General features: G+C 51.4%; 13 protein-coding genes. 12 read left to right on the forward strand and 1 reads right to left on the reverse strand.

Going from position 1 to position 12,574, the window contains the following annotated elements:
* Positions 1-163 precede the first annotated feature (163 nt).
* The 8 genes from G006_RS0115935 (at position 164) to G006_RS0115970 (ending at position 5,623) form a co-directional block, all read left to right on the forward strand.
* Positions 164-484: a phosphoribosyl-ATP diphosphatase gene (locus G006_RS0115935; protein ID WP_020484213.1), complete on the forward strand. Its 321-nt coding sequence runs from the start codon at positions 164-166 to the stop codon at positions 482-484.
* A gap of 23 nt (positions 485-507) precedes the next feature.
* Positions 508-723, forward strand: a complete 216-nt coding sequence (tatA, locus tag G006_RS0115940; RefSeq protein ID WP_020484214.1) for a twin-arginine translocase TatA/TatE family subunit — start codon at positions 508-510, stop codon at positions 721-723.
* A gap of 8 nt (positions 724-731) precedes the next feature.
* Entirely contained in the window at positions 732-1,055 is a 324-nt protein-coding gene (gene tatB / locus G006_RS0115945; protein ID WP_020484215.1) for a Sec-independent protein translocase protein TatB, read from the forward strand.
* Positions 1,030-1,785, forward strand: a complete 756-nt coding sequence (gene tatC / locus G006_RS0115950; protein ID WP_020484216.1) for a twin-arginine translocase subunit TatC — start codon at positions 1,030-1,032, stop codon at positions 1,783-1,785. Before tatB ends, tatC begins: the two co-directional genes overlap by 26 nt.
* The gene (locus G006_RS0115955; RefSeq protein ID WP_020484217.1) at positions 1,778-2,461 is read left to right on the forward strand and encodes a YggS family pyridoxal phosphate-dependent enzyme; all 684 of its coding nucleotides are present in this window, start codon (positions 1,778-1,780) and stop codon (positions 2,459-2,461) included. The genes tatC and G006_RS0115955 overlap by 8 nt, the downstream gene beginning before the upstream one ends.
* A 57-nt stretch (positions 2,462-2,518) precedes the next feature.
* The gene (gene argS / locus G006_RS0115960) at positions 2,519-4,276 is read left to right on the forward strand and encodes an arginine--tRNA ligase (protein ID WP_020484218.1); all 1,758 of its coding nucleotides are present in this window, start codon (positions 2,519-2,521) and stop codon (positions 4,274-4,276) included.
* A complete protein-coding gene (locus tag G006_RS0115965) occupies positions 4,276-4,917 on the forward strand; it encodes an SPOR domain-containing protein (RefSeq protein WP_020484219.1) in 642 nt (213 codons plus the stop codon). Before argS ends, G006_RS0115965 begins: the two co-directional genes overlap by 1 nt.
* Before the next feature lie 145 nt (positions 4,918-5,062).
* Positions 5,063-5,623 carry a FlgO family outer membrane protein gene (locus G006_RS0115970; RefSeq protein ID WP_020484220.1) on the forward strand — a complete coding sequence of 187 codons (561 nt, stop codon included), beginning with the start codon at positions 5,063-5,065 and terminating at the stop codon, positions 5,621-5,623.
* Positions 5,624-5,713: 90 nt separating this feature from the next.
* Here the strand turns inward: G006_RS0115970 and G006_RS0115975 are convergent, their stop codons facing one another.
* Positions 5,714-6,730, reverse strand: coding sequence for an asparaginase (locus G006_RS0115975; RefSeq protein ID WP_020484221.1), 1,017 nt, complete (start codon positions 6,728-6,730; stop codon positions 5,714-5,716).
* A gap of 56 nt (positions 6,731-6,786) precedes the next feature.
* On the opposite strand from G006_RS0115975, the gene G006_RS0115980 reads away from it, so the two are divergent.
* The 4 genes from G006_RS0115980 to pstA all read left to right on the forward strand — a co-directional run bounded on the left by G006_RS0115980 (position 6,787) and on the right by pstA (position 12,550).
* Positions 6,787-7,293, forward strand: a complete 507-nt coding sequence (locus G006_RS0115980; protein ID WP_020484222.1) for a dihydrofolate reductase — start codon at positions 6,787-6,789, stop codon at positions 7,291-7,293.
* Between the two features lie 119 nt (positions 7,294-7,412).
* Positions 7,413-8,402, forward strand: coding sequence for a PstS family phosphate ABC transporter substrate-binding protein (locus tag G006_RS0115985; RefSeq protein WP_020484223.1), 990 nt, complete (start codon positions 7,413-7,415; stop codon positions 8,400-8,402).
* Positions 8,403-8,618: 216 nt separating this feature from the next.
* Positions 8,619-10,898, forward strand: a complete 2,280-nt coding sequence (locus tag G006_RS0115995; RefSeq protein WP_020484225.1) for an ABC transporter permease subunit — start codon at positions 8,619-8,621, stop codon at positions 10,896-10,898.
* Positions 10,895-12,550: a phosphate ABC transporter permease PstA gene (pstA, locus tag G006_RS0116000; RefSeq protein ID WP_026147099.1), complete on the forward strand. Its 1,656-nt coding sequence runs from the start codon at positions 10,895-10,897 to the stop codon at positions 12,548-12,550. The genes G006_RS0115995 and pstA overlap by 4 nt, the downstream gene beginning before the upstream one ends.
* Positions 12,551-12,574 lie beyond the last annotated feature (24 nt).

A 12,574-nucleotide genomic window follows, 5' to 3' on the forward strand; every position in this document is an offset into this window, starting at 1 on the left:
TCCTGGTGTTGTAATAACGAGCGGAACCTCCTTCTAAGCACTCCGCTGGTTTTTTTGCCTTCCTCTGCGCAAGCATAGGGAGGCTTTTTTTTGCCGATAGATTTTTTTTGGCTGTTTCGGCAACGTGCTATGATTTTGCAATTTTCAATCTAAACAAAAGCTAATGAGCGAAGTTTTACAGCAATTGGCCCAGGTTCTTGAACAGCGTAAGCTGCAAACTGCCGATCAGTCCTACGTAGCCAGTTTATACTCCAAGGGATTGGATCATATTTTGAAAAAAATAGGCGAGGAAGCCACCGAAACGGTGATTGCCGCCAAAGACGGCGATAAGGATAAAATAGTGTATGAAACCGCCGATCTTTGGTTTCACTGCATGGTGATGTTGGCGCATCAGGAACTCGGGCCGGAACATGTGATCAATGAGTTGCAAAGGCGCTTCGGATTGTCCGGTTTACAGGAAAAAGCGCAGCGCGATGTTTCCTGATGGTTAAAATTAAGGAGTGAACAATGGGTTTAAGCATCCCTCATTTATTAGTAGTGTTAGTTATCGTGATCTTGGTGTTTGGCACCAAGCGTCTGAAGAATATTGGCGCCGATCTCGGCGAGGCGATTAGGGGATTCCGTTCGGCTGTTAAGGAAGGTAGCGAAGATAAGGCGATTGCAAGTAAGGAAGAAGAGCCTTTGGAAGGCGAAGTGACTAATAAAGAAAAAGATCGGGCTTAGTCTGCGATATGTTCGATGTCGGCTTTTCAGAATTGTTGATGGTTGGGTTGGTGGCGCTATTGGTGCTAGGCCCGGAAAAATTGCCGAAAGCGGCCCGCTTGGCTGGGTTTTGGGTAGGAAAGGCCCGTACTGTGCTGGCGACTGCTAAGGCGGAAATTAAACAGGAATTGCACGCCGAGGAGATGCGCCAGTTAATCCAGCAACAGTCCATAGCCGGCGAATTGCAGAAAGTGGTGCAGGATACTCAGTCGGCCCTTGACGATATTAACTTCAATGCTCAGGCAGCGACCGAAATCAATCAGGACGATGACAAACCAAGCACCGCTGGATAACGAGCAGTCTTTTTTTAGCCATTTAGTCGAACTGCGCGACCGTCTGTTAAAGGTGGTGCTATGCGTGCTACTGGTGTTTGTCGGTACCGCAAGCTACGCCAACGAGATTTATGCCTATCTGGCCGAGCCGCTGTTGCAGCATATGCCGAAAAACAGCACGATGATCGCCATCGATGTAGCATCGCCGTTTTTCACGCCGTTCAAACTCGCATTCGTAGTTGCGGTGTTTATTTCCATTCCCTTCATTCTTTACCAGTTCTGGGGCTTTGTGGCGCCTGGCTTATATCGTCATGAAAAGCTGATGGTGGCGCCGTTGCTATTGGCTAGCACGTTGTTGTTTTACAGTGGCGCGGCCTTCGCCTATTTTCTGGTATTCCCGTTGGTATTCGGCTATCTCACGTCGGCGGCGCCGGCCGGGGTGGCGGTGATGACCGATATAGCCACTTATCTGGATTTTGTTTTGGCGATGTTTTTTGCCTTCGGATTGTCGTTCGAAATTCCGATTTTCACTATCGTATTGGTCTGGACCGGCATCATCACCCCCGAGACGCTGTCTGAAAAGAGGCCGTATGTCATCGTCGGAGTGTTTGTCATCGCGATGTTTTTGACGCCGCCCGACGCTTTGTCGCAAACCCTGTTGGCAGTGCCGATGTGGCTGTTGTTTGAATCCGGATTGCTGTTTTCGCGCTTATTTGTCAAAAAAGAATCGGCGGCTGAGGATCGTGAATAGTATCGCTCAGCGTTTCGCCAATGTAAGCAAGCAACTCCGCCAGGCCGAAATCGATTCACAACGTCCGCTTGGTAGTGTGCAACTGTTGGCCGTCAGCAAGACCAAGCCAGCGGCTGATATAGCCGCTGCATACCGGATTGGTCAGCGCCATTTCGGCGAAAACTATTTGCAGGAAGCGCTGAAAAAGCAACTGGAATTGGCGGCTTTTAACATTAGCTGGCATTTCATCGGGCCGCTTCAATCCAATAAAACTAAGGCAATTGCCCAGCACTTTGCCTGGGTGCACAGTGTTGATCGTCTGAAAGTAGCCGAGCGCCTCAGCGAGCAGCGTCCGGACTATTTGCCGCCGCTGAATATCTGTTTACAAATCAATATCAGCGATGAAGCCAGCAAATCCGGGATTGAGTTGGCCGATTTGCCGGAGCTGATCGAGCAAGTTAGCAAATTGCCGAATTTGCGTTTGCGCGGCGTGATGGCGATTCCGGAGCCGCAGCAGGATTATCAGGCGCAATGCCTGCCGTATCGGCAGCTCTATCAGGCAGTGCGGCAACTTGATCGTAACGATCTCGATACCTTTTCGTTTGGGATGAGTGGTGATTTGCAGGCGGCGGTTGCCGAAGGTTCAACATTGGTGCGGATTGGCACGGCGCTGTTCGGCGAGCGTCCTAGCCAATAATTTGTTTTTAATGGATAATGGCGGCTATTTTCCGATAAATCCCCATTTTTCAACGCGATGAAACAAAAGCTGGAATCCCTGTTACAACAAGCCGTTACAGCCCTTAAAACTCAAGGTATTCTCGAAAACGATTTTATTGCGCAAATCAACTTAGAGCGCACTCGCGATGCGCAACACGGCGACTTCGCCACCAACCTGGCGATGTTACTGGCCAAGCCGGCCAAACTTAATCCTAGACAACTGGCCGAAAAAATCGTCGAGGCTCTGCCGAGCGATGCGCTGATCACCAAGGTTGATATCGCCGGCCCCGGATTTATCAATTTCTTCATCAATCCCGACAGCCAGTTCCAGATTGTCAAACAGGTACTCGATGCCGGAGCGGAGTTCGGTTTAAGCAAGATTGGTGCGGGCAAACGCGTACAAGTCGAATTCGTTTCCGCCAATCCCACCGGGCCTTTGCATGTTGGCCATGGTCGCGGCGCGGCTTACGGTTCGGCTGTGGCGGATTTGCTGGCGGCAGCCGGGTTTCAAGTCGAGCGAGAATACTATGTGAACGATGCCGGCCGGCAGATGGATATTCTGGCTACCAGTGTCTGGCTGCGGTATCTGGAAGCCTGCGACGAGGTTCTGCCTTTTCCAAGCAACGGTTATCGCGGCGAATATGTCCGGGAGATTTCCGCGAATTTGCATAAGAAAGCCGGCGATGCCTACCGCCGAGCCGCCGCGCTAGTGATGGCGGATTTGCCCGCCGACGAGCCGCAAGGCGGCGACAAGGAAAAACACATCGATGCGTTGATCGACCGTGCCAAAGCCTTGCTCGGCGACGCTTATAAAGAGGTATTTCAAGCCGGTCTGGACGAAATTCTGGACGATATCAAAAACGACTTGGCCGAATTCGGCGTCAGCTATCAACAGTGGTTTTCCGAGCGCTCGCTGATGGACGATCATTCCGTCGAACAAGCCCTAAAGCGTCTGGATGCGGCCGGGTACCTTTACCAGCAGGAAGGCGCTACTTGGTTTGCCTCCAGTCGCCTGGGCGACGAAAAAGATAGAGTGGTGGTGCGTGATAACGGTCAGACCACCTATTTTGCTTCCGATATTGCCTATCACATGAACAAGCTGGATCGCGGCTTCGATCAAATCGTCAACATCTGGGGTGCTGACCACCACGGTTATATTCCGCGCGTGAAAGCGGCGATGCAAGCCCTGGGCGCCGACGAATCCAAGTTGAAAGTATTGCTGGTGCAATTTGCGATCTTGTATCGCGGCGACGAAAAAGTACAAATGTCGACCCGCTCCGGCGAGTTTGTCACCCTAAGGCAACTGCGCAACGAAGTGGGTAGAGATGCGTGCCGCTTCTTTTACGTGATGCGTAAATCCGAGCAACATATGGATTTCGATTTGAAACTAGCCACTTCCAGAAGCAACGAAAACCCGGTTTATTATGTGCAGTATGCGCATGCCAGGGTGTGTAGCGTGTTGCGCCAGATCGACGAAAAAGGTCGGCAACGCAATCCGCATTTGGGTATGGAGCATCTGAATCTGTTGACCGAAGAGCAGGAAGCCGCGTTACTGACTACACTTTCCAAATACCCGGAAGCTTTGGAACGTGCTGCTGTGAATTACGAGCCTCATCAATTGATTCATTACTTGCGTGAGCTGGCCAATCAGTTCCACAGTTATTACAACGCACACCAGTTCCTGGTAGACGACGACAAACTTTGTAATGCCCGCATTAATTTGATTTGTGCCGTCAAGCAAGTATTGGTCAACGCCCTATCCTTATTGAAAATCAATGCACCTGAAGCGATGTAATGGCCAGAGACTATAAGCACCGCGTTCAAAGCCCCAGTTACACCAACAGTCGCAGAAAGCCGAAAAAATCGTCGGTTGCGCCTTGGCGTTGGTTGCTGGTCATCGCGCTGATTGTAGCTTTTGGGGTGTTTCTGAATATGATCCGCAAAATGGTGCCGGAGTTGGTGGCAGGCAAGCAGGAAGCGGAAACACCGCAAATAGTGGAAAAGCTAAAGCAGGAATTACCGGTCAAACCGCAAACTCAAGCGGTCGTCGAGCCGGAAAAACCGGCGGAGCCGTCACAACCTGCGGAACCGGAAGAGCCGCGTTACGATTTTTATACCATACTGCCACAGGCGGAAGTCGTGGTGCCCGATTACGAAATCAAAACCCGGGTACGTGAGCAGCTGGTCGGTAAAACCAAGGCGGCCAAATACATTATGCAGGCGGGTTCCTTCCGGGAGGCCTCGGAAGCCGAGCGCCACAAGGCTAAGCTGGCATCGCTCGGCATAGAGTCCCGGGTCGAGAAAGCTAAAGTCGGCAATGTTATCTGGCATCGCGTTAAGGTCGGTCCCTACGATAATCCCGCCAGCGTTTCCACGATTAAGGAATTGCTGCAGAAAAACGGCATCGGTGTGATTGTTACCGAAAGCGGTCAATAAGCGTTCGAATAAATCCAGGGTTTTGCCTGGCATCGTTCAAGCAACTCTCCAGCGCAATGCTGTGTATACTGCGGTAGTAAATTAGATTGACTGGCTTGCTGTTTTAAGCTCTGATAACTTCAACAATTACGAGAGGAGAGGTCTTATGGTTAACAAAAAGACGATGGTGCTGATGCTGTTGGCGCTGATGATGCTGAACGGTTGCAGCCGAGGGTTTCGGGCTAGCGAAGTCAAAGATGACGATTTGGTCGAGGTAAGCTTCGAGGCGGTTGATCAGCTGATTCTCGATTTGCGCGAACCTTTACCTAAAGGTAGTTTGGTGGTTATCAATTCGCTGGTTAATGTCGGCGAACTGGAGCAAACGCTGGCGTTTGGCCGCATTGTCTCCGATCAAATTTCCTCGGCCTTTCATCGTTCCGGTTACCGGGTGATGGGTATGGAGTTGCCTACCGAAATTTTTGCTAAAAACGAAGCCGGCATTCTGCAACTGCCTGATAAAACCAAGGAAGCTTTAAATAACGTCGGGGCTAAAGCGGTCGTCGTAGGATCGTTTGCGCCAGGCTACAACAACGTCTACGTTTCGCTAAGGGTTGTGGACATCGCCAGTCAGAACGTGATTTCCTCCACCGACTATTCTGTGTCGATGGGGCCGGATGCCAAGGTTTTGGTTAAAAAACCGCCAGTACCTGCGCCAGTTAAGCCATAGTACCCAACTATTCAGCGGATTGCCTTTTGGCAATCCGCCCCTCGCTACAGTTAAGCCGTCAGGCTCGACGCACTATAAATCCAACCGTAATCACAGCTGTTCGTGGCCCAAGTTCTGTGCCAAAAACCCAGAAATTGCCTGCGTTGTGTCGAAATTGCCGTAAGCCAATAGTAATTTGGCGTAAGCCGCTTCCAACGACGTATTCCAGATCATTTCCGCGCCCACATCCAACAGCTCGCGAGTTGAGGCGTATGCGCTTTCTGAATATAGCGCCGGTGTCAGATATATTTTGACACCCTGTCTGGTGCAATGTTTGACGAACTCCACCAGGCTGTATTGCTCTCCTGCTGCACTTGACGCGCAAGCCGTCCCGGAATGGTACAGGTCGTGCAGCACTGCATCGACGTTATCGAGATTGTAGACAGAGTAATCCAGGCCGGGATAAGGTCTGATCACCAATATTCGCTTGGAAAAGTCGGGTTTAAGCGCAATAGGCGAACGCGTACCTAGCGCCAAATTTTGCAGAGGCTGGAACCGCCCGTCCTCGAAGCGCATCCAGGCCTGCGACTGCACGCTGATGAAATCGCTACTTAACGGCAGGCAGGACGATAGGCGACAGCCGAGATGAATCAGCATCGCTTGTCCCTGATTTCGATACGGCACAAACACGCCGGCTCGGCCAAGTTGGCGTATAAATTCCACCGCACACAGAAAGTTGGCCACGCCGTTGGCTTGGGGATTGTCTAGCGGCAGATCGCTGGAAACCAGCAGCAGCGGAATCGACAAACCATTAAAATACAGGCTCAGCGCAGCGGCGCTAAAGGCCAGGCTGTCGGTGCCGTGGGTGATGATGATGCCGTCGAATTGGCTAATATCTTCGGCTTCAATCGAAGCGATGATCTGCGGCCAGTGGCTGGGATGTAGGTTTTCGCTGAGAATCTGCAAGGGTTGCAAGCTTTTGAAGCTTACCGAACCCGGCTTGGGGTCTTGTTCTGCAAAGAGTTGCAATAACTTATAACCGGCGCTGCCGTCGGTATTGATGGTGTTGCCGCTGAGTTGCGAACCAATGGTGCCGCCCGTAAACACCAGCAGGATGTTTTTCTTCATAAACGATGGTTTCTAGTATGATGTTTTGCTTACAAAGCCCATCTTAAACACTCCGCATGAAAATATCACTGATCGTGGCGATGTCCAGTAATCGTGCCATTGGCCTGAACGGCCAAATGCCTTGGCATCTCTCGGCCGACTTGAAACGCTTCAAGCAAATCACTATGGGTGCGCCAATATTGATGGGCCGTAAAACGTTTGAGGCTATCGGCCGGCCTTTGCCGGGACGGGAGAACATCATTATCAGCCGCGATCCGAGTTATCAGCAGCCCGGTTGCAGGGTGTTTGGCGACATCGATAGCGTGTTGCAACGCTATGCCGATAGCCCGGAATTATTCGTGATTGGCGGCGCCACCTTATACGAAGCAATGCTGTCGTATGCCGATTATTTGTACCTGACTGAAATCCACAATACTTTCGCGGGCGACACTTTTTTCCCGGAGATCGATGCCAGTCAATGGCGGGAAGTTGCCAGGGACGATGTTAAAAACGATCAAGCCGTTGATTTTAGCTACAGTTTTTTAAAGCTGGAACACATCCGGGTTGGTTCTGGCGGGCGCTAGATTTTAGCGGTCGGTTAGAATTGGGCATTTTTGTCATAAAACTGTCACATTTGCTTCATACTATTGTCATGCTAGGTTGGCAATATGAATCTTAAGTTTTAAACATTTCGAGAAAATATATGAAAAATACATTCAAGCTGAAATCGCTGGTTTTAGGATTTGGTTTTGCATCGACTGCTTTGCTCGGCGGTGAAGCAGTGGCGGCTCCCGCGACATTGGATCCGGCTTTGCCTGAATATGCGGCAGCCAGCGGCGTGTCCGGCAACATCTCCAGCGTTGGCTCGGATACTTTGGCTAACTTGATGACCTTGTGGGCCGAAGAATTCGGCAAGATTTACCCCAACGTCAACATTCAGATTCAAGCAGCCGGTTCTTCGACCGCTCCACCAGCGTTGACCGAAGGCACCGCTAATCTGGGTCCGATGAGCCGGAAAATGAAAGATAACGAAATTGACGATTTCGAAAGCAAATACGGTTACAAACCGACCGCGATTCCGGTTGCTATCGATGCGCTGGCGGTTTTCGTCAACAAGGATAACCCGGTTAAAGGCTTAAGCATTCCGCAAGTGGATGCGATTTTGTCCTCAACCCGTAAATGTGGTTATGCCACTGATATCACCACTTGGGGCCAAGCCGGCCTGACTGGCGGTTGGGCAAGCAAACCTATTCAGTTGTATGGCCGTAACTCGGTGTCCGGTACTTACGGTTTCTTTAAAGATGAAGCCTTGTGCAAAGGCGATTTCAAAAGCAACGTCAACGAGCAACCTGGTTCCGCTTCGGTTGTGCAATCGGTTACTACATCTGCAAACGGCATCGGCTATTCCGGTATCGGTTACTCCACCTCGGGTGTAAAAGCCGTGCCACTGGCGCTGAAAGACGGCCAGCCGTTTGTTGAAGCTTCTCCTGAGAACGCCACATCAGGTGCGTACCCGCTGTCACGTTTCTTGTATATTTACGTAAACAAAAAACCTAACGAGCCGCTGGCCCCTATGGAAAAAGAGTTTTTCAAAATGGTCTTGTCCAAAACCGGCCAACAAGTCGTGATCAAGGACGGCTATATTCCGCTGCCAGCCAAGGCAGTCGAAAAAGCTTTGACTCTGATTCAGTAATTACATCAGCCAAGGATGCCTGATAAAGGGACAATTCTGCATGGATGCAGCAAGGGATTGGCTAATACCAACAATGTCATTGCCCCTCTCGCCAAGTAATGGCGGATGATCTTGTATAATATCAAGCCGATAATTCTCCAGTTTTATCGGCTTTTTTGTCTCTGACCGCGTTGCGATTGTTCGGCGCCGCTTTTTGTTAACCCACGATACCTTGTTATGACTGAAGCCCATTCCACTCAAGCGAAAGCCACGCTGTTTCAGACGGCGACTAGTGAGCGCTATCAGCGTTGGCGGCTAGTAAAGGACAAAATGGTGGCTCGCGGCGTCGTAGCCGGCGGGTTGAGTATTATCCTGGCGGTGGTGTTAATCTTTTTTTATCTGTTGTATGTGGTTTTTCCGATACTGCTGCCCTCTCATGCGGAAGCGATCGGCCGTTACGACGTACCCGAGCAGGCGTTGGGCAATACCGTTTTTCTGTCGATGGAAGAGCAGAACGAAGTGGCCGTGCGTTTTACCGATACCGGCAAAGCGATATTTTTTAGCGTCGCCACCGGCCAGCTAATTCGCTCCGAAGCATTGCCGATTCCCGAGCAAGTGCAAATTACCAGCTACGCGCACGGCGGCGTCGATAAAGGTGTCATCGCCTTTGGTTTGTCGGATGGCCGTGCCGTGGTGGTTAAACACGATTACAAATTGTCATATCCCAATGGGAAGCGGGCAATTACCCCGGCTATTCAATATCCGCTAGGCGCCGAACCGCTGGTGGTGGATAAGCAAGGCCAGGCGCTAACCAAGCTGGCGGTGAAGTTAGGCGATAAAAACAGCACTTTGCTGGCAAAAACCGCTGATAACCGCATGGTCTTGAGCAGTCTCGGCAAAAAAGAATCGCTGTTCGACGATGAAGCCACTTGGGAAGCCACCGATTCGGTGGTTGAGATGGCCGCGGATGAAGTGGATTTCATCCTGCTGGATAAAGAACTGCGCAACCTATACCTGGCCAGCCGTGCCGGGGATTTGACTGTGGTCGATATTCTCGACAAGAGCAAACCCGAGATCAAACATAAATTGAATGTGCTGCACCAAGGCGTGCAAATCAGCAGCATGGAGTTCTTGAACGGCGATATTTCGCTGTTGATAGGCGATACCAGCGGTGTGATGGCGCAGTGGTCCATGGTCCGCGACCAGCAAAACCATTTCAGCATTGAAAAATTGCGGGCGTTTAAAGTATCCGACGCGCCGATTATTACCATTAACCCGGAACAGCGCCGCAAAGGCATGTTGGCAGCCGACGCCAACGGCGAGATCGGGATATACAGTTCCACCGCCGCACGGGAATTGATCAAGGAAAAAATCGCCGGCGGAAAGCCTGTTTCCGTCACCTTGTCGCCGCGCGCCAACGCGATGTTACTGCAAACCGAAGACGGCAAAATCAATCATTGGACTATCGAAAACGAACATCCGGAAGTGTCGTGGAGTTCGTTATGGAACAAGGTTTGGTACGAAAGTTATCCAAAACCCGATTACATCTGGCAATCATCGGCGGCCAGTAACGATTTCGAACCGAAAATGAGCTTAACGCCGCTGGTGTTCGGCACCTTAAAAGCTTCGTTCTACGCGATGTTGATGGGCGTGCCGCTGGCTTTGTTTGGGGCGATTTATACTGGCTATTTCATGGCGCCCAGCGTGCGCCAGTACGTGAAGCCGGGCGTGGAAATCATGGGCGCTTTGCCGACCGTGATTCTGGGCTTTTTGGCCGGTTTGTGGCTGGCGCCTTTCGTGGAAGCCAATCTGACCGGGATTTTTGCGTTGTTGATGATCGTGCCCTTGTCGGTGATGATTTTTGCTTATTTTTGGCAATTCGTACCGGAACAAACCCGTCACAAAATTCCCGACGGCTGGGATGCGGTGGTGCTGATCCCGGTGGTCATATTCGGCGCCTGGTTGTCTTTTCAGTTAAGTCCGTCCATCGAAGCCTTGTGTTTTCACGGCGATTTGCGCACCTGGATGCGAGAGGAATTCGGCATCGGTTACGATCAACGCAATACTCTGGTGGTTGGTTTAGCGATGGGTTTTGCCGTGATTCCGATGATTTTCTCCATTGCCGAAGACGCGATTTTCAGTGTACCCAAGCATTTGACTACCGGCTCGTTGGCGCTGGGCGCCACGCCTTGGCAGACCATGACCAAAGTCGTGTTACTAACCGCCAGCCCCGGTATTTTTTCGGCGATCATGATCGGTTTCGGTCGTGCGGTTGGCGAAACGATGATCGTTTTGATGGCTACCGGCAATACCGCGGTGATGGATTTGAGCATTTTCCAGGGCTTGCGTACCCTATCCGCCAATATTGCGGTGGAAATGCCCGAGTCGGAAGTGAATAGTACCCACTATCGCGTGTTGTTCCTGGCCGCGCTGGTGTTGTTCATGTTTACTTTCGTAGTCAATACCCTGGCTGAAGTTATTCGCCAAAATCTAAGACAAAAATACAGCTCATTATGATGAAAGCATGGTTTAAGAGCGGTTCGCCCTGGATATGGATGACCGCCGGCGCGGTCAGTTTAAATCTGATACTGGTGGTGGGCTTACTGCTGCTGATTGCGGTGCGGGGGTTGGGGCATTTCTGGCCGGCCGACATCATTGAATATCGTTATCAAGATCGCGATGGCCCGGAAAGCTCCATCATCGGTGAAGCGGTGGCGACTTCGTTACTGCCCGCAGCGCAAGCCAGGGCCGCCGGCCATGAGTTGCTGGATAACGGCGAATACTTGGTGCAGCATCTGGTAAAAACCGGTAACCGCGATATTCTCGGTAGCGATTTTCGCTGGATCCAGCAGCAATACATTCACAGCCAATCCACGCCGGACGATTTGATCATGGTCGAACGCCGCGAGTGGGGCAATTTCTATGGCCGATTGCTGGCGGTTAAGGAAGACGGCGTGGTAATCGCCCAGGGCGAGCAGGCCTGGCAGGTGGCGCAACAGAAACTGGCAACCGTGCTGAATCAGCACGACGAAATCGATAGTTTGCAGGATCACGAAGTCGGTGCGATCAACTATGAACTGGAGCGGCTGCGCTTGAAGCAGCGTGGGCTGGAACTGAAAAATGCCTGGAACGATGCTGCTAAGCAGGAGTTTGCCGCGCAAAAACAGACTTATGAAAAACAATACCAAGTGATCCAGCAACAAATCGGCAAGCTGAGCAAGGAAAGCAAACGCTATAGCTTGGTGGTTGCGGAAGCCGGAAACAAGGAAATTAGTCTGCCCTTGAATCGGGTGGTGAAAATGACCCGCCCCAACACGATGAGCGTGCTGGACAAATGCGGCGAATATGTCGCTAATTTCGCCACTTTTGTGAGCGACGAACCGCGTGAAGCCAATACCGAAGGCGGTATTTTCCCGGCTATTTTCGGTACTGTGTTGATGGTGATGCTGATGGCGGTCGTCGTCACGCCGTTCGGGGTAATCGCTGCGGTTTACCTACGTGAATACGCCAAGCAGGGCTTTATTACCCGAGTGATCCGAATTGCCGTTAATAATCTGGCCGGCGTACCGTCTATCGTTTACGGTGTGTTCGGCTTGGGTTTTTTCGTGTACATCATCGGCGGCAATATCGACCGCTTGTTTTTCCCGGAAGCCGCGCCCGCCCCGGTCTTCGGTACGCCCGGTTTGCTGTGGGCGTCGTTGACGCTGGCCTTGATGACCTTACCGGTGGTAATCGTGGCTACCGAGGAAGGTTTGTCGCGGATTCCCAAATCGATTCGAGAAGGCAGTTTGGCGCTGGGCGCCACCAAAGCCGAAACCCTATGGCGCACCGTATTGCCGATGGCTAGCCCGGCGATCATGACCGGCTTGATTTTAGCGGTGGCGCGTGCAGCCGGCGAAGTAGCACCCTTGATGCTGGTCGGCGTAGTGAAACTGGCGCCGACTTTACCTTTAGACGGCAATTTTCCTTATTTGCATCTGGATAGAAAGTTTATGCATTTAGGGTTTCATATTTACGACGTCGGCTTCCAGAGTCCGAATGTCGAAGCCGCCAGACCTTTGGTTTACGCGACGTCATTATTACTGGTGATGGTGATTATTGGTCTGAACATGTTCGCTATCTCGATACGTAACAATCTGCGGGAAAAATACCGCGCCCTGGAAAATTAAATTCGCATATCCATCCGGAAGACT

Origin of the sequence: Methylomonas sp. MK1, from assembly GCF_000365425.1 — a bacterium.
Taxonomy (GTDB): Bacteria; Pseudomonadota; Gammaproteobacteria; order Methylococcales; family Methylomonadaceae; genus Methylomonas.

What these genes read in the sequence shown, in the direction of transcription:
- G006_RS0115935 (WP_020484213.1), top strand. Translation starts at nt 164, where the DNA reads ATGAGCGAAGTTTTACAGCAATTGGCCCAGGTTCTTGAACAGCGTAAG.
- tatA (WP_020484214.1), top strand. Translation starts at nt 508, where the DNA reads ATGGGTTTAAGCATCCCTCATTTATTAGTAGTGTTAGTTATCGTGATC.
- tatB (WP_020484215.1), top strand. Translation starts at nt 732, where the DNA reads ATGTTCGATGTCGGCTTTTCAGAATTGTTGATGGTTGGGTTGGTGGCG.
- tatC (WP_020484216.1), top strand. Translation starts at nt 1,030, where the DNA reads ATGACAAACCAAGCACCGCTGGATAACGAGCAGTCTTTTTTTAGCCAT.
- argS (WP_020484218.1), top strand. Translation starts at nt 2,519, where the DNA reads ATGAAACAAAAGCTGGAATCCCTGTTACAACAAGCCGTTACAGCCCTT.
- G006_RS0115965 (WP_020484219.1), top strand. Translation starts at nt 4,276, where the DNA reads ATGGCCAGAGACTATAAGCACCGCGTTCAAAGCCCCAGTTACACCAAC.
- G006_RS0115970 (WP_020484220.1), top strand. Translation starts at nt 5,063, where the DNA reads ATGGTTAACAAAAAGACGATGGTGCTGATGCTGTTGGCGCTGATGATG.
- G006_RS0115975 (WP_020484221.1), bottom strand. Translation starts at nt 6,730, where the DNA reads ATGAAGAAAAACATCCTGCTGGTGTTTACGGGCGGCACCATTGGTTCG.
- G006_RS0115980 (WP_020484222.1), top strand. Translation starts at nt 6,787, where the DNA reads ATGAAAATATCACTGATCGTGGCGATGTCCAGTAATCGTGCCATTGGC.
- G006_RS0115985 (WP_020484223.1), top strand. Translation starts at nt 7,413, where the DNA reads ATGAAAAATACATTCAAGCTGAAATCGCTGGTTTTAGGATTTGGTTTT.
- G006_RS0115995 (WP_020484225.1), top strand. Translation starts at nt 8,619, where the DNA reads ATGACTGAAGCCCATTCCACTCAAGCGAAAGCCACGCTGTTTCAGACG.
- pstA (WP_026147099.1), top strand. Translation starts at nt 10,895, where the DNA reads ATGATGAAAGCATGGTTTAAGAGCGGTTCGCCCTGGATATGGATGACC.